This is a genomic window from Algoriphagus locisalis (assembly GCF_900116615.1).
GTDB lineage: Bacteria > Bacteroidota > Bacteroidia > Cytophagales > Cyclobacteriaceae > Algoriphagus > Algoriphagus locisalis.
Map to the genome: position 1 here is coordinate 98,205 of NZ_FPBF01000004.1, position 16,372 is coordinate 114,576.

The 16,372-nt window shown below is 42.0% G+C and carries 14 protein-coding genes; 4 read left to right on the plus strand and 10 right to left on the minus strand.

Annotated elements, in window-relative coordinates:
* Positions 1 to 37 precede the first annotated feature (37 nt).
* Together BM386_RS12670 and BM386_RS23655 are read left to right on the plus strand one after the other, a co-directional pair.
* Complete coding sequence (locus BM386_RS12670) at positions 38 to 319, plus strand: hypothetical protein (protein WP_091694757.1); 282 nt, start codon at positions 38 to 40, stop codon at positions 317 to 319.
* 25 nt (positions 320 to 344) lie between these two features.
* Positions 345 to 485 (plus strand): hypothetical protein, encoded by a 141-nt coding sequence (locus BM386_RS23655; RefSeq protein WP_170857092.1) that lies wholly within the window; start codon positions 345 to 347, stop codon positions 483 to 485.
* Between the two features lie 525 nt (positions 486 to 1,010).
* Here the strand turns inward: BM386_RS23655 and BM386_RS12675 are convergent.
* The 9 genes from BM386_RS12675 to BM386_RS12715 form a co-directional block, all read right to left on the minus strand.
* On the minus strand, positions 1,011 to 1,853 hold the full coding sequence (locus BM386_RS12675; RefSeq protein ID WP_091694760.1) for an endonuclease/exonuclease/phosphatase family protein: 843 nt from the start codon (positions 1,851 to 1,853) through the stop codon (positions 1,011 to 1,013).
* 75 nt (positions 1,854 to 1,928) lie between these two features.
* Complete coding sequence (locus tag BM386_RS12680; protein ID WP_091694762.1) at positions 1,929 to 3,695, minus strand: RagB/SusD family nutrient uptake outer membrane protein; 1,767 nt, start codon at positions 3,693 to 3,695, stop codon at positions 1,929 to 1,931.
* Positions 3,696 to 3,705: 10 nt separating this feature from the next.
* Complete coding sequence (locus BM386_RS12685) at positions 3,706 to 7,248, minus strand: SusC/RagA family TonB-linked outer membrane protein (protein WP_244545520.1); 3,543 nt, start codon at positions 7,246 to 7,248, stop codon at positions 3,706 to 3,708.
* A 147-nt stretch (positions 7,249 to 7,395) separates the two neighbouring features.
* A complete protein-coding gene (locus tag BM386_RS12690) occupies positions 7,396 to 8,409 on the minus strand; it encodes a FecR family protein (RefSeq protein ID WP_091694765.1) in 1,014 nt (337 codons plus the stop codon).
* Between the two features lie 107 nt (positions 8,410 to 8,516).
* On the minus strand, positions 8,517 to 9,134 hold the full coding sequence (locus BM386_RS12695) for an RNA polymerase sigma factor (protein ID WP_091694768.1): 618 nt from the start codon (positions 9,132 to 9,134) through the stop codon (positions 8,517 to 8,519).
* Between the two features lie 359 nt (positions 9,135 to 9,493).
* The gene (locus BM386_RS12700; protein WP_091694770.1) at positions 9,494 to 9,898 is read right to left on the minus strand and encodes a hypothetical protein; all 405 of its coding nucleotides are present in this window, start codon (positions 9,896 to 9,898) and stop codon (positions 9,494 to 9,496) included.
* 8 nt (positions 9,899 to 9,906) lie between these two features.
* Positions 9,907 to 10,746 (minus strand): RteC domain-containing protein, encoded by an 840-nt coding sequence (locus BM386_RS12705; RefSeq protein ID WP_091694773.1) that lies wholly within the window; start codon positions 10,744 to 10,746, stop codon positions 9,907 to 9,909.
* 169 nt (positions 10,747 to 10,915) lie between these two features.
* Positions 10,916 to 11,767 (minus strand): RteC domain-containing protein, encoded by an 852-nt coding sequence (locus BM386_RS12710; protein ID WP_091694775.1) that lies wholly within the window; start codon positions 11,765 to 11,767, stop codon positions 10,916 to 10,918.
* A 4-nt stretch (positions 11,768 to 11,771) separates the two neighbouring features.
* Positions 11,772 to 13,337: a terpene synthase family protein gene (locus BM386_RS12715; protein ID WP_091694778.1), complete on the minus strand. Its 1,566-nt coding sequence runs from the start codon at positions 13,335 to 13,337 to the stop codon at positions 11,772 to 11,774.
* A gap of 286 nt (positions 13,338 to 13,623) precedes the next feature.
* On the opposite strand from BM386_RS12715, the gene BM386_RS12720 reads away from it, so the two are divergent.
* Both BM386_RS12720 and BM386_RS12725 read left to right on the plus strand, forming a co-directional pair.
* Positions 13,624 to 14,067, plus strand: coding sequence for a MauE/DoxX family redox-associated membrane protein (locus tag BM386_RS12720; RefSeq protein ID WP_091694780.1), 444 nt, complete (start codon positions 13,624 to 13,626; stop codon positions 14,065 to 14,067).
* 533 nt (positions 14,068 to 14,600) lie between these two features.
* A complete protein-coding gene (locus BM386_RS12725; protein WP_091694783.1) occupies positions 14,601 to 14,882 on the plus strand; it encodes a hypothetical protein in 282 nt (93 codons plus the stop codon).
* A 65-nt stretch (positions 14,883 to 14,947) separates the two neighbouring features.
* Here the strand turns inward: BM386_RS12725 and BM386_RS12730 are convergent, their stop codons facing one another.
* Positions 14,948 to 16,327 carry a RagB/SusD family nutrient uptake outer membrane protein gene (locus tag BM386_RS12730; protein WP_170857093.1) on the minus strand — a complete coding sequence of 460 codons (1,380 nt, stop codon included), beginning with the start codon at positions 16,325 to 16,327 and terminating at the stop codon, positions 14,948 to 14,950.
* Positions 16,328 to 16,372: the final 45 nt, after the last annotated feature.

Here is a 16,372-nt window from a genome sequence, read left to right on the forward strand (position 1 = left end):
AGCCTTGAAATATTTCTAATCTAAAACCATTGAAGCTATGGCAAACTCATCACTTGAAACCATCTATGAAACTCTACTTGCAGTTCCCGGTATGCATGATACAGTAAAGATCGATCTGAAAATTCCCCGCAAAACCGTATTGCTCTTAACTGAAGTAATTACAAGAGGTATGGAACAAAAACCTGAATCAGGAAATCCTGCAATCCGGATTTCCAAAGAGTCAGAAGAGGAACTGAATACCATTATCGCGGAGAGTCTGGAAAAAGCGGGATTGACTATCCTAAGTTCCAAACTCAAGGGATTAACAAATCACGGATGATATTAACACCGAAACCAATCCCCTAATGGAAACTGAAAAACCAAATCGGAAGGAAAGTTCTGACCCCGAAGCAAATCCATTAACCTCCTTCGGCCGGGACGATGTATTTATAGATGAGCTCATCAAAGGTATTTGTGAAAAACGAGACAGTATCTCCCGCAACTAAGAAAAGTACAAGCAATTCAAACCTCTAAAAAAACGGATGGAAAAGCAACTATCAGAAAGAAGCGGAATAACAGTAAAAAAGAGGTGTTTGGTGAAACTGTAATAGCAATTATCAGAAATTGAAACTGCCGAAATATTTGTTTATCAGAGCCATTTAACTTTTTCTAGAGATTGGAGAAGATTGAACAAGTGTTAACAAGCTAAGGGCCAGCCTTTTGATCATTGGTGGATGTATGGCTACGGTTGCCTCCAATTTGTTTTCAATTGGCTGTTTTCAGGTTGCAAGGGAAAGGTTTTGATTGAAAACATAGATGAAAGTCTAAAGAATTTCAGTGTTTTGTTTCGCTCGGTGATAAAACCAGAATAAAACCTATTTAGTGACACGAATAGCGGTGGAGTTAGAAAAAATACTAGTAGAGTTACAGAATTGTAGCTCCTTACAACGAAAAGTCAGGGCTTTCAAAACTAGAGAAAAAAGCCATCAAGGTATTCCTCAATGGCTTTAAACTTCTTCGAAATAGTTTGACTAGTTTGCGAAGTGCACGGTGGCTACTACCGGCAGATGATCTGAAGGATATCTCTGATCCCTAGCGTCTGTTAATACTGCGTATTTGGAAACAAGAAAGTCTTCACTTACAAAAACATAATCAATTCGATTTTTCATGGGTGCAGTAAATCGAAAACCATTGGAAGTTCCAACTGGTCCATAAGGAGGCATCTTAGTAACGGTATAAGAATCCTTGAGAAATGTGGACAATCCTATGATTTGCTCAGTATCAGGTGTGGAATTGAAGTCACCTGTACAGATAACCGGCTTGTTTTGGGCTATTTCCTTCATTTTCTCAATCATAAGCTTTCCTGATTCCCTTCTGGCCACTACGCCTTGATGGTCAAAATGCGCATTGAACATATAGAATTCCTTTTTGGAATTCTTATCCTTAAACAAAGCCCAGGAAGCAATCCTGTTGCAGCAAGTCGCATCCCAACCCAAACCAGGTTTATCCGGCGTCTCGCTCAACCAGAAATCCCCTGAATCCATTACTTCAAACCGGTCAGTTTTGTAAAATATCGCAGAATGCTCTCCGGCAGTCTTACCATCATCTCTTCCTGCTCCCACAAAAGCAAATCCTGGCATTTCGAGCAAGTTATTAAGTTGATGGACAAATCCTTCCTGGGTACCTATGATATCAAGATCATGGTATTGGATTAAGGCTTTCACGTTTTCTTTCCGAAGCGGCCAAGCATTCATACTATCCCGTGGAGTATCCATCCTGATATTGTAACTAGCTACCTTTATTTCACCCTCTTGCTGAGAAAAGGCCGATAGAGATACTAGTAGGGCAAAAATAAGTACTAAATAATTTTTCATTTTATCTGGGTTAAAACGTCCCAAAAGCCACCAATATAAAGGCTTAAGGGACGTATATGAATTAAAAACTTTTGTTTAATCCCAACCAGGGTTTTGTCCCAAAGCAGGATTTCGGATTAGATCAGACTCCGGGATCGGATAAAGATATTTTTTATCCATCCATTCTCTGACACCCGGATTAAATAGTACTTCGCCAGAAGTGCCGTTAGAAAGCTGAAGCCTGCCTGCTCCTGAAGAAGGACTTACATCCACAAAGGCAATGGCTGGATTAGAGGATTGGGGCTTAGTTCCTTGGTAGAAATACACATCCATTATTCCATCACTGTTAAGGTCATATTCTCCCAACCCAGGAACATACATGCCGTTCATCTGAGATTCAGCAAACAGTTCTCCGATATGCCATCTTCGCAAATCATCTGGCCTGAGGCCTTCAAAGACCATCTCTACTGCCCGTTCCCTGATTACTTCCAATAAAACGGGATCTGTAAATTTACCTTTATAATAATTAACCAAATAGGGATCTGCCTGCGTAGGCAGACTCGTCAAGGTGCTTCCAGTGATCCCAGCACGGGCACGAAGGGCTCCAATGGTTTCAGTCCATTCACCGGGAGTCATAGTGCCCAGCTCCGCGAGTGCCTCAGCTTTGTTCAATAAAACTTCAGCATATCTCATAATAATATGGGCGTTGTCATTCCGACTTTCATCATCGTAAGGAAAACGCTCATCATAACACCATTTGATCGGCTGATATCCGGTAAAAGTCTGATTGAAGTTTGGGGGAGCTACTACAGGAACACCATTCTCTGTACGATGGTAGTCTCCTAGACGCACCGTTTGTTTCAGGCGTAGATCACGGTTCTTTACTTCTTCAACAAATGGAGTAGTTTTATAATCAGGATTATCGGTAAAGGATGTTCCGTCCAAATTCAGGTATGTATTAACGAAATTACGGGTCAGACTAGGTCTGTTTCCATAAGTAGGGCTGATAAACCGTCTGTTAGCCGAACTGAAAACCTGGAGACTAGCATCCAAAGCTACTGCCAGAATAGTCTCGTCCGCAAATGGTGATTTTGTAATGAAAAGCTCTCTATAGGATCGATCCATCTGCGCTGCCTGATGAAGGCTAAAGCCAGTGATTTCATTTGCTGTAGTTACTACTTCTTGAAACCATTCATTGGCAGTACCTTGCATCCCATATTCAACATGGTATTTTCTAAAAGATGCTTCAAATAAGGCAATTCTGGTTTTATAAGCCCTAGCTACGTTTTTGGTGATCCTGGTGGATGAAGCATCGGAGGTCAATGTGATGTTTTCTATAGCAAAATCCAAATCCTCCAAGACTTTATCCATGACCATAAACCTGTCATCTCTTGGTCCATAAAGCGTCAAACTGTCTGTAATCTCAATTGTCTTGTCTATCCATGGTACATCGCCAAAGCGAGTAACCTTATCGAAATAAAACAAAGCTCTGAAGAACCTTGCAACCCCTATATAATTGTTCTTTTCGGCAACCGTGCTGTTTTGGGCATTTTCGATGAAGTAGTTGATGTTTCGCAAGGCGCCCCAAGACCAACCTGAGCTAGTGGCTGCGCTCAAAGCATTCACAGACAAGTAGGTATCCACGCCGTTTCTGGCGACAAGATCCGAAGCATCATCACCTTGAAAAACCCCTACATCGGTACCCGGCAGGATATTATAAAATGAATTGCTATAAAGTTCCAGCCCTGTGGCAGAACCGAATATGGCTTGGTTGCTGGCAGTATCCACTGGATATTCATCCAAGTTACAGGAAGTGGCCGCAGCTAGTAAAAGGAAAGGAATTATATAATTGTAAATCTTCATGATTTTTAAATTAGAAGTTAACTGTTAGTCCTGCTGAAATTGCCTTTAGCATGGGATAATTGTACCCGTCTCCACTGGTTCCTCCGCTAAGGTCACGGTCAGATCCATAGATACTGGTGACATCTGTATCTTTGGTCCGTTTGTAGAGTGAAGACCAAGTCCATAGGTTTTCAGCTGAAAGATAAACCTTCACATCATTTGCTTTGATTTTCGATGTCAAATGCTGTGGTAGCGTGTATCCTAACTGTATGTTTCGTAGACGGATGTAAGCTACATTCTGTATGAAACGATCATTTGGAGTACTTAAAGCCCTGTCGTTGCCTAGAGCTACATATCCTACCAATCGCGGCAAGTAAGCATCAAAGTTCCCAAGTTCTTCCCTGAACATATTATCTTCATGCCAGCTAGGATATTGATTGTATGGTCTGTTATACTGTCCCCAGAAACGGGATTCACCGGATGGATACCAGTCCTGCTTCAGAACACCCTGGAAAAAAGCACCAATGAAGAATCCATTCCATTCGGCATTCAAATTAACGCCATAGGAATAGCGGGGCTCGGAGTTGCCTATAATGGATTTGTCACCAGAATCCCCTACCCGATTCGATCCATGATAGATGACTTCATCCCCATCCAGGTTTTTGAATTTCAAATCCCCCACATAGTTTTTACGGGTATTGGTATTGCGGATATTTGATTGAGAAGGTGAATTGAGAATTTCCTCATCAGATCGGAACAATCCTTCCACCTGATATCCCCAGATTTCACCGATTCGTTGACCTTCATAGTAATCCGTCAAGTTCTTATCCGGATTGTTGTACTTGGTGATGTACGCCTTGTAATCCGACACAGCCACTCTGACACTGTAATTGAAGGGCTTCTCAGCTAAGGAAAAATTGTCATTCCATGTCACTGTAGCCTCCCAACCTGTAGTCTCGAGATCCGCATAGTTACCTTTTGGAACAGTAGTACCATAGATTGCAGGCAAAGTCGGCCCTACGGTAAACATATCTGTGGTCCAGCGACGATACCAGTCAGCTGTGAATTGAAGTTTGTTGTTTACGCTGGCAAAATCCAGCCCTATATCACCTGTGGTTGAGGTTTCCCAGGTAAGGCCCTCAGGTACAACCCCAGGCATACTGGTAGCTTGTGGCCGTTGCCCATTTATAATTCTACCCAATTGGGAAATAGAAAAATTCTCTGTGAAGGAATAAGGGCTAATATTACCGTTACCCAAAGAACCATAGGAAGCCCGGATCTTCAGATTGGTCAGGAGACTAGGCTTCACATTCCAAAACTTCTCTTCTGACAACGCCCAGCCTACAGATGCAGAAGGGAAGAATGCCCATTGCTGATCAGTGGGGAATTTGGAAGAACCGTCGTAGCGCCCGTTTATTTCCAGCAGATATCTACCCATGTAATCGTAATTCACACGGAAGAATGAACCTGCAATCGCCCACTTTTGGTGTCCTCCATTGGTAACTATACTTTGACCAAGAGCTAGGTTGATATCTTCAGCGTCTGGGAATACGATACCATTCCGCCTGGCAGTCAGGTTTTCATATACAGAAGTTTCATAATTGAAACCTACCAACAATCCCAGGTTATGGGCATCCTTAAATGTATTCAGGTAATTGGCATAAAGGTTAGTAGCATAATACTGTGTGGTATTTCTACGATCCTGAAGATCATTTGTATTGGTACCGGTATATCCAATCACGCCTTCATATCTGCTATAAGGCACCTGAACCCTTTTTTGAAAATAGTTATTGTCGTTGGACTGGAAGGTAAAGTTTCCGTTCAGAGTCAACTTCTTATCAAATAGCTCAGCCTTGGCTGCAAATCGGTTTTTCAGAAACCTTTGTACCTGATCCACAGCATTTCTTCCTATGTAATAATCCCCCACTGTATATGCTGCAGGAAAAGACAGGGATCCATCAGGATTCAATAAAGGAGCCAGGGGGTGGCCTTCGTCAGCCATATTTCTCCATATCCCACTTCCTTCACCCACATTTAAGGGTTGATGATAAGACATCCGGGAATAGTCTGTATTGTTTTCCACCTGTAGCCAAGGAGTGACCTGAATAGTCCCTTTGGCACGGAAGTTATACATCGCGTAGTTGTCTGTATTGTAGCGGAACAAGCCGTCTTGTCCATTGTATCTACCACTGACGTAATAACTTGCCTTTTTATCACCTCCGGTCAAAGCCAGGTTATGGTCTTGGGCAAAAAAACTCTCCTTGTATAGTTCCCTGTACCAGTCAGTGCTATAATAATATTGATACTCTCCAGTAGAGGGGTCGACTTCCACTCTTGGTAAAGAGGGATCTTCCCATCTCCTTTTTATCTCCGCAAGGTAAGCGGGAGAGAATGGTAAGGTCTTATTGACTGCTGTGGGATTATTTCCGTTGTCATTCCACTTAGACCAGGCATCGCTAAAGCCTTTTGCCCAAGGGTATGATTCAGTAATATTGTCCGGGATAGTAGTCGGGGATTTAGATGAAAAATTGGATGAATAGGTAACGGATATTTTCCCTTCAGTAGCCGATTTGGTGGTGATCAAGACTACTCCAAATGCCGCTCTGGCGCCATAAATAGAAGCTGAAGCAGCGTCTTTCAGTACTGTGACACTGGCTATATCATTAGGATTTAGCATTTTTGGATCGCCTTCTACCCCGTCTATCAACACTAATGCACTCCCCTGCTGACCGATAGAAGTAGTACCTCGTACGTTGAATGAGGGAGATTGCGTAGGTTTACCATCCAGCATTCTGATGTTAAGGTTTGGAATAGCTCCTACCAAACCCTGAGCGATATTAGAAATAGGCCTATTTTCGAATACTTCAGATTCCACTTGGTCCACAGCCCCTGTCAAGTTGGCTCTGCGTTGCTGTCCATAGCCCACTACTACAAATTCCTCCAAACTATTTTCGGCTTGGGTCATGACTACATTGAGCATTGTAGCTGAACCCACGGTCAGTTCTTGCTGCTCATAACCTATAAAGGAAAATAGTAAAGTTTGTCCTGGAGTTACATCCAGCGTATAAGATCCATCTATGTCAGTTACAGTACCTGAAGTGGTGCCTTTCACCAAAATGGATACACCTGGCATAGGTTCACCTGATTGATCCCTTACTACCCCAGAAATCTTCTCAAAGGCAAGCTCCTTCGTTATCAGTTGATCTGTTAGGTTCTTTTTAATAATAACACTGATGGTGTTATTCACCTGCTTAAACCGTAGGTCAGTCTGCTTCGCAACTTTATAAAGATGTTGCTCCACAGTGCTTTCAGACTGGAGATATTTTATATTTCCGGCATTTTTTAAGGCCTCCTCCGTGTAGAAAAATTTGAATTCAGAATTTTTCTCAATTGCTTTAAAAAACTGAAACAAATTTTTTGGCTGCGATTCCAATACAACTGACACCTCATCTATTCTCTTAATCTGGGCTGTGGAAGTATTTGCTAATATGGGGCTTACGGTGATGCATAGCATTGCAATTCCCCTTGCCAATAGTTTGATAGACATTGCTATAAACGGTAATATTTTTTGCATAATTTTGAATTGAAAGATTGAAACATAGTTTCCCCTGATTTCAGAATGCGAAACTGATTGATTCAGGGGGTATATTTTGTTTTGATTTGGCAGGAGCGTATTGGTAGTACGTTCCTGTTTTTTTTACTTTCTGGTATTACATAGGCATTAGTTAAAATTTAGAGTTATCTTCTGACCATCCATTACAAATTCAAATTCCAGTGTTTTGCCCATCACGTTCAACACATTTCTGAGAGACTCCTGATTATCAAAAACCCCGGAGGCATTTAATGCCTGTGGCTGTCCGTTTATTTTAATAGTAACCCCGTACCAGCGCTGCAGTATCTCCACCATTTCATCAAGTGTAGCTTCGTCAAAGCTTAGGATTCCCTGAGTCCATAGAATCTTATCTGCTGATTTCACTTTATATTTCTCCATCTCAGGCAAGTCAGGAGAAAGCAGGGACTCTTCACCGGGATTAAGCTCGATATAAGCTTCCTTTCCTGACTGATTTAGCTTTACTTTCCCAGTGAGTAGGGTTACTGCTACCTTTTGATCTTTTTTAAAAGTTGAAATATTAAAGGAGGTACCTAGTGCTGTGGTTACAATTCCTTTGGCATCTACCACAAAGGGGTGATCTGGGTCTTTAACTACCTCAAAAAATGCCTCTCCCTCTAGTTGAATAGATCGGTTTGCCTTAAAGTTTTTAGAATAGGTAATGCTGCTTTGGGAATTGAGGTAAACCACCGAGCCGTCTTCCAGGGTTACTTTGGTTTTCTCACCTTTTTTATTGGTATTGGTTATCATGGTATCCTCAATTGCAAGCTCAAGGCTGTGGTTTTTTACTTGCCTGTCTTGGATATAAAAGAGTGTAGCCAGCCCAAGTACAACAAAAACCACTGCCGCCCTTAGCCAAGTGAGATTGGAAGCTTTCTTTAACTTTGGCTCTTTCTGCTGAGAAGGCAGGGTGTAGACATTCCTTTTTTGATTGATCTTTTTCCAGAGTTCATTGGTGTCTATGGACAAATCCCCAGCTTTGATCGTATCAGACCAAAGCTGGATAATCTCTGCGGAAAGGAGGACTTCAGCTTCCTTGCTTTCCAGAAATTCTAAAAATTCCTTTGCTTCTGATTGGGAGAGTTTTCCTTCACTAAATTCCCTATACTTATTTTTAAAATCCATTCTTGGCTAGTTACAATGATAAATAGCCACAAGGCGAAAAAACTACTCATCTGAACTAGTAAAAAATTTGGAAAATAATTGTTAAGGGAATAGATAATTCTTAACAATCAGTTAATAATAGTGTCGAAAAGAATTTTAACCTGTATAAGCCAACTACTCACAGATACTATTTCAAGTATGGAAAGCCGTTTCTTGACCCATTTTGTGGCCCGGAAAGCCTGATTTTCAACAGTTCGCTGGGAGACATTTAATTTCTCTGCTATCTCTTCAAAGGAATTATCCTCCAAATGCCTCATTTTAAAAACCTGTTTCTGTGCAGGAGGCAATTTTTCTATGATTTCCATGGATATACCGTGGAATTCAAAATAAATCAAATCATCCTGAGGAGTATCTGCAGAGTTCTGGGTGATCAATGGAATCTGGTATTGCTGAAAGGCAAAAAAACGCGCGTCTTTTCTTTTTTTCTTGATCACAAGAGACCTAATAATGGCGATCATATAGGCATTGATGGAAAGTTCAGGATCAAGACTTGCCCTGTTTTTCCAGATACTTAAAAAGACATCCTGCACAACTTCCTCTGCCTCTTCATGGCTCAGTCGCATTTTCCTTGAGACATTGTAAATCTTTTTGGAAAATAGTCTGAATAATTCCTCGTAGGAAGTCTCATCCCCTTGAGAAATTTTTCTTACGATATGTTGTAAAGAAATAGGATTTGATTTTTCCAAGGTTGCAGCGTATTAAAGCGAATCAAAGTAAACCGATTGGATACCCGCTTCAAAGCTGCACAGCGAACTGTAATGAAATGATAATATGAATTTAAAGATAAATTTCTCAGAGTGGACTTGGATTTTATCGGAAAAATACTTTCAATAGTTTTAGACAGGAAGAATTGAAGGTGGCTAGGCTATATAAATCTCCTTATTACCCATCTGTAAGCAGAAAACTGTCTTCGGTATTCCTAGAGGAGTACCGCCTTAGCGAAAGTAGCCGTTGATAATCGTTTTCAGCAAGGGAAAACTTTTAGGCAATTAGACATCTATATCTATCAACCAGCTTAACTATCATTCCTCTCATTAAATCTGCCTTATCCCACGCAACTCATGGACGCAAGGGAATGATTGCTTGGGATGGGGTAGATCTTCTTTGTGCCAAAGCCCTGTTCCGCAGGAACAAGGAAGTGGGCTGAAGGTTCTGACTCAATTCTTTCAGTCTGTTTATCCCTGTTATTCTTCTCTTTACCAATATCCTTGACCAACACATACCAAAAAATTAAAATCAACATTCCCAGTATCATCATTGGAATACTCAAAAGCATAAGGAATCCCTCAAAAGTAGATATCAAGACTGCTTTGCTATACTTGGAAAAATGCTGCAACCCACCGGGACCGCGCCTGTAAAATCTCCTACGCTTAACCCATACCCGCAGCGCAAAAACTCCTCCCAACAGACAAATACCTACCGCTACTATAAATACATCTTCCCAAAACATAATTTTTCCTATTGATAACCCATATCCGTATCATCCATGCGCTTTACCAGGCTTTCTTTCAGACTGTCCAGAAAAATAGTCCTGTTCTTCTTTCTACCCCGCATGCTCTGAAAGGTCCGGTAGAAGTTTCCTACCTGCACGTTGAACAGTGATTCCATCAGAGTAATTATTGCCTTCACATCACTCTTCCCATGATTTACTGCTCCCCTGGAATGTAAAGCATAAGCCAACTCGATCAAGCTGGATTTTGAATCCGTCCATTCATGCACGGAAACCTCACCCCCTACAGCATCACTACCCATTTCCAGCCTATGGATAATTTTGCGGATATGATCGGTCAGGCTTTCATAGGCCATAATCTTAGCCAGCTTGCTGCTGTTGACAGTGGAAAATGAAGGGTCAAAATCAAAGGAATAGTCACGGATCAGTGACACAGGCATGGAATTCCTCATAAACAGTTTCTCATCCTGATCACTCTTCCCCAGTTGATAATAAATGTATAGCTGGTGATTCCTGACAAAGAACTCCTGGATCTGATCCAACACATGGGGGAAATAGCTTTTGATCTGCTCTTTTTTGCCAATTGGCTTTTTCGCCTCTATGTAGGTAAGCTCGGAATAGAAAATCAGTTCCTTAAAGAGCAGGGGCTTATATTCCTTAAAAAACAGGATCTCTTCTTCCCCATCACGGAATGTATAGCCTGCCATAAATTCCTTCAACCGGATCAATATCGCATTGATCACCTGACAACATCGCTCAGCTTTTTGTATCTCGTTTGAAGTCTCCTTCGCCACCTCTTTCAGCGATAACTCCATCTCCCCAAAAAGCCTTTCTACAAATGCTTTCATCTGTTTATAATTTATTTTTAGAGGTCAGATGGAATCTCGCACTTGGAATAATTATGCCATTGTGTGTTGCCTGCAATATGCTCGATTTCATATCCTCCTTGGTTTAGTTTTCGGGACACCTCCTGCTCTCAATCAAGAAGCGTCCTAATCATTGGTTCATATCATTCGCTCATTCATTATCTTCATATTCTGCTATAAAAGAATCCAGGCTACGCTTACACCTGTCCAAAAAGAAAGTTTTACTGTTCCGTCTGCCCCGGATTTCCTCAAATGTTTTGTAATATCCCTTCAACTCTTTTCCTAAAAAACCTCCTAAACCTGCCGCAAGGTCAGCTACAGTTACACTTCCATGATTGACAACGGCAGTGGTTTTCAGCGCATATATCAGTTCTACCAAGTCCACTTTTGAGCCTGTCCAAAGAAGGCTTGTTTCCTGATCATAACCCACCGATTTTTCAAACTCGGTTTTGCCTTCTCTAACTTTAGCAGATAAAAAATTCATCAATTTTCCCATTGCTTTTAACCGTGCAAAATGCAGCGTATACACAGTACAAAAAGTGGAATCAATCGTATGGCGGAATAAGTCAGGATATATCAGAGGCGCTTCCGATCCGCGAAGAAAATAAACTCTATCCAGATAGGATTTCCCCATCATCAGGTAATTATTCAGGGCGGCATAGCGCTGAAAATACTTTTTAACCTCGGCCATCTTGTCTGAGTAAAAAAAGTCATCCGATTGGTTCACCATCCCTGACCTTTCTGATTCGATATGGAAAAGCTCAGAGAAAAAATGGGACCTGGACAAAAACTCTGTCATGTAAACCTTGAAGAACTCGATTTCCTCTTCCTCATCCAAAAATTCCAGTTCTTTTATGTCTTCCTTAAGTTCCTGGATAGTTTTGTCCACCAGATAAAAAGAAGACTCTATCATCACCAGCGGATTTGTATCTGAGATGGGGAATTTTGCCAACTCAATATCCAGCTTATTCAAATACCGCCTTGCAAGTTCAATACTCTCCATCCTTTTACTCTTCTTCGTTAAACAATTTGTGATAGCGTGAAGTATCGTATAATGACCAGCTCGCCGCACCGGAAATTTTATATTCTATCTGCTTCAGTAATTCCTGCTCAGTAGGACTTTTACTTTTTCTAAAGACCTCCGCTTGGGTAGTGAATTCCAAAAGCGTTTGTCGGTGATATTTCATAATTTCCTCCCGGGCTCTATCTTCCTTTATCTGTTCATGATGGATTTTCAAAATCATCAGATTATGAAAATCCCCAACTCCTTTTTCTTTTTCATAAGAGAAGAGGTCATTTGTAATGAAAATCAATTTGGCAGCCAAGCTCCTGATCGCTTTTGATTTGGTAAAAGCATCCTTGATCTCACTATACTCACAATCCATTGCCAAAGGTGTCAAGGATATGGAGAGCTGCCCTCCTGAGAAAAATGGCCGTTGGACAAGATAATCTTCCATTGTGGGAATAACTTTACGATCTCTGTTTTCTGCTTCCCAGGTATTTGATTTTAGATACAATTGGATCTCATCCCTCAGGTAGTCCAAATAGCTTGGGTCATGATTGACCAGCCTGGGCAGTTTCATCCAAAGTTCATAAAAAGCATTCCGGTAGGCCATGATGGATTTTGGTAAAATCATGCAGTTATCTCCCTCAAGTACTCCATAGAACCCACAGGAAATTTCTCCCCATACTTCGGCCTTGATCCCTTCCGGCAACTGATCAGTAAAATCATCCATGGCAAACAGCAGCGCATATAAGCGGGCTATCCAAGTCAACTTCTCCCAACTGGCATCCGGATATAGCCTGGCTGACAGCCAAGTCAACCTTAATTTCTTATACTTACTCTCATCTCTTGTTCCTGAGAAAAGCCTGTGGATAATGCCACCCCAAACCAATGTCTGGGCATCCAGTTTATCCACCTCATTATGAACCCTTGACTCAAAGGGATACTTCAGATTGCTTTTATAGTACCGGATAATTCTTTTCAGCTTGGCTTCTGCGTATTCTTTGTGATTGTGTCGTGTTATCGTCTTGCGGTCAACCCCCAGTAGATCAGCCAGCTGTTTCTGGGTGAGTATAGATTCAAATCCCGGATAATGTTTGTTCAATGCTGTTCTGGCCTGCTCAAAAGGAAACATGGATACTGCCTTCCATTCTTCCTCCCTATAACGAAAAAGGCGGTACAATTCTTCAGACAAATCCTCAAACTGATGGTATTTTTCCAGTATTAAATTAGCATTCTTATAGGGTAAGCGGGTAAATCTTGCCTGTTGCAACACTTTGAGTTCAAATCTGCTGGGAAGCTGGTTGGAGTACGACTCCATTTCTACACAAACATCCCCTTGCACATACAACCTTTCCAGTTTTCCCAAATAAAATTTACCTACCATTCCTTGGAGGATAAATCTTGATTCGATTTCAGTGGCTCCTGATTTGAGCAAAACCTCCCCTGGCTTAGAAGTTTCTATCTCAATATAGGGAGACAGCAATGCGTACTCCTCCTCCGATACCTTCTTTATGTAATCCAAAAGAGGTTTGAGATGAACAGGAGACCAATCCATATCAATTTTCATTACCAAATTCAGTTTAGTTAAAAAAAATGGCGGCTAACTAGCTACTGGATGTACAGCATGAAGCCACGCCATAAATGCTTCCCCGTAAGCACTCCCTGCAAAAGAGAAACTTACCAAGGACTATAAGATAAGTTTCTGTTTTCCATAAAACCTAAAAAATCAACGAATTATTCAACTCCCAGACTAAAATTGGGACAATGTCCCATAAAATATTTATTTCTCACAGCTGTGAAATCCCTTCCGGATGAAGTGACGAATTTTATAAAACCCAAGAAAGAAACCGATTATGAATGGGAAACTGAGTGGTACTTTATCTATTCTGCTGATCCTAGTATGGACCTATACAGGCCTGGACAAATTGATCCGCTGGGAGGCGAGTCGGAAGGCGTTTCATAACCAGACCTTTCCTTCAGAGCTGGCAGAAATATTGGCCTACGCAGTACCAATCACTGAGTTGCTGATTGCCTCGCTCCTGCTCTTTTCGGTCAGCAGATGGTGGGGATACCTCTCAAGTATCCTCCTCCTCACCGTCTTTACCACCTATGTGGGACTGATCTGGGTAGGAGCTTTTCCCCGAGTCCCCTGCAACTGTGCAGGGATTTTGGAAAGCATGGGATGGGAATCACATTTCTGGATGAATCTGGGATTTATTGGAGTGGCGGTGTGGGGATTGGTGGTAAATGATCACAGAGGAGCACAGAGAAATGGGAGGAGCACGGAGATCGTATAGGTTAAAAAGGTTAAGGGTTAAAAGGTTAAACGTTAGATGTTTCGTGGTCACCACAGTCCTACGGCTTAACGGTTAACAGAATAACTTTTAACAAAATAAAAAAGTGGAAAGGTTATCTGCTTGATAGTTTGACTGAAGTCGAGCCCCCTAATGAAAAAGCCTAAGACGGATGCCTCAGGCTTTCAGGGTGTTAAGTTTTAATTACTATAGCTGCGTATCGCTTCTACGCTACAAATTTAGATTATTAACCTAATAAACACTACATAAAAACCCAAAACATAAACTAAAAAAAGAGGGCAGGGACTTTGGTAAGATCCCCACCCAAAAAAATAGCATAAAACAACCGGGACACTCATTTCTCTTAATGGCTTGGGCAAAGAGACAAGCCAATGCCGATGAACGTCCCAAGGGAGATGCCGAAAACCCTTGAACAGAGTAGGCATTTTAACCACTTCCGGTAAACAGCATGTAGCTCAATCCGGAAACCCTAAACGTTTTCCCTGTTTTTGATCTGTTAAAAAACAGGACATTATATGAAGAAGCTCGAGGGCAAGTTGCCCCTATTAGCGTTTGTTGTAGCTGCCTTCGCGGCAGTTGCGTTTACCAGTCCCAAAGACTTGGATCCCGAATATGCCCAGGACCCAACAAATCCTGCAATTTGGTATGATCTGAGTAATGAGACTCCAGGTGATGATACATACAGATGTAACCTTCAGGTCACTGATGTATGTACCCGCTCCTTACCGGATGACATGGCTCCGGCTAAGAAAAACGGAGAATTCGTTATCAATGGTGAACTGGAGGAAGTGGAATAGTTAGACTTCCAACTATAAGGGGCATTCCTAAAGGGATGCCCCTTTTTCATTTTTATACAGATCTGTTACCTTGGATTCTGAACCATAGGATTGTATTGGATTTCCAAAGGTGGGATAGGCAGAGCATACTTCGGAGAATCCGGTGGCAACATTACGGTCTCTTCCTTTTCTGGATTAAACTTACGGCTCAGTGTCACCGCCAATTCAGGATAAGAGTTGTAGCGTCTAAGATCCGACCACCTCACGCCTCTGCAAAACAGTTCCTTTCTCCGCTCCTCAACAACTTTTTCCATCAATTCACTTTCCTCCATTTCTTCCAATGGAATGAAACTGCCCGTTTTATACCTGTTTTCATTCAACCTGTTCAGCAGCTCTACTGCCTCCCCTGTGTTTCCCAATCTCGCCGCAGCTTCTGCCATATCCAACATCACCTCATCCACGGCCAGTCCTGAGAAATAATAAAAGTCCCCCGTGTACCTTCCGCGAACAGTAAACATTCCCTCCGTCCTAGCTGGTTTGAAAAAGTACTCCAATCGGAGATCAGCACTGTCATAAAGCGTAAGCAGATCAGGATTTACAAAGGTGTTCGCATTGCTTTCCACCCTACTGCTGGATATCTGCCGGTAAAAGATAACTTCAGGGTTAAACAATTCAAAAGAGTAGTTTAAAGAAGGATCCAAGGAGTTATAATCCATTAGTGTATCATCAATCATCAACGCATTTTTGGCATGCAGATACGTATTCTCGTAATCCTTCATCGTCAGATATACCTTGCTTAACAGCGCCTCACTTGCCCAGACCGAAGGCCTGACCGGCCTGTCTTCCTTCACCGGAAGGATCTCCAGTCCGGATTTTAAATCTTCGATGATTTGTTCATAGACTTCTCTTTGGGTCGCCCTTCCTGTTTTCACATTGATATCCGAGGTCAACCTAATAGGGATACCTAGCTGATCCGGGTTTCCCTCTTCATATGGCTGGGAATACATTCCAAGCACCTCGAAATGCCCCATTGCCCGAAAGAATTTTGCCGATGCTTCCAACACTTCCATTCGGCTTTCTTCCTCTGCCGAGGCAGGTGTGTAGCCTGCCAGTCCATCCAGTACCACATTGGCATAAAAGATCTTGGTGTAGGGAGCAGACCAACTTACATGTGAGGTACCGTCCAAGAATACCTCATCTTCCCAGAAATAGGCAGCCCGTTGGGCGAAGGATACCTGCTGAAGAAGCGCATCCCCCAATACCAGGTCATCGGCACTCAATAATCCCAAAGCCTGCGATCTGTACATCCCACTGGGCTCCGCATCCAATAGCGCCTGGAAATCATCCAGGGTTTGGGGAATTGCCAAACTAATGGATGGCTTTTCATCCAGAAAGCCATCGCAGCCCCAAAGGCAAACCAGGCAAATGAATCCGAGAATGCTGTTTATATTTTTTTTCTTAATCATTGTTTTTATCGTTGGACAATCCATCCGGTGGCAGTAACCAGCTGC

Excerpts from the sequence above, each read along its gene's own strand:
- BM386_RS12720 (WP_091694780.1), top strand. The coding sequence starts at position 13,624 with ATGAATGGGAAACTGAGTGGTACTTTATCTATTCTGCTGATCCTAGTA.
- BM386_RS12670 (WP_091694757.1), top strand. The coding sequence starts at position 38 with ATGGCAAACTCATCACTTGAAACCATCTATGAAACTCTACTTGCAGTT.
- BM386_RS12710 (WP_091694775.1), bottom strand. The coding sequence starts at position 11,767 with ATGGAGAGTATTGAACTTGCAAGGCGGTATTTGAATAAGCTGGATATT.
- BM386_RS12705 (WP_091694773.1), bottom strand. The coding sequence starts at position 10,746 with ATGAAAGCATTTGTAGAAAGGCTTTTTGGGGAGATGGAGTTATCGCTG.
- BM386_RS12690 (WP_091694765.1), bottom strand. The coding sequence starts at position 8,409 with ATGGATTTTAAAAATAAGTATAGGGAATTTAGTGAAGGAAAACTCTCC.
- BM386_RS23655 (WP_170857092.1), top strand. The coding sequence starts at position 345 with ATGGAAACTGAAAAACCAAATCGGAAGGAAAGTTCTGACCCCGAAGCA.
- BM386_RS12675 (WP_091694760.1), bottom strand. The coding sequence starts at position 1,853 with ATGAAAAATTATTTAGTACTTATTTTTGCCCTACTAGTATCTCTATCG.
- BM386_RS12725 (WP_091694783.1), top strand. The coding sequence starts at position 14,601 with ATGAAGAAGCTCGAGGGCAAGTTGCCCCTATTAGCGTTTGTTGTAGCT.
- BM386_RS12685 (WP_244545520.1), bottom strand. The coding sequence starts at position 7,248 with ATGCAAAAAATATTACCGTTTATAGCAATGTCTATCAAACTATTGGCA.
- BM386_RS12680 (WP_091694762.1), bottom strand. The coding sequence starts at position 3,695 with ATGAAGATTTACAATTATATAATTCCTTTCCTTTTACTAGCTGCGGCC.
- BM386_RS12715 (WP_091694778.1), bottom strand. The coding sequence starts at position 13,337 with ATGAAAATTGATATGGATTGGTCTCCTGTTCATCTCAAACCTCTTTTG.
- BM386_RS12730 (WP_170857093.1), bottom strand. The coding sequence starts at position 16,327 with ATGATTAAGAAAAAAAATATAAACAGCATTCTCGGATTCATTTGCCTG.
- BM386_RS12700 (WP_091694770.1), bottom strand. The coding sequence starts at position 9,898 with ATGTTTTGGGAAGATGTATTTATAGTAGCGGTAGGTATTTGTCTGTTG.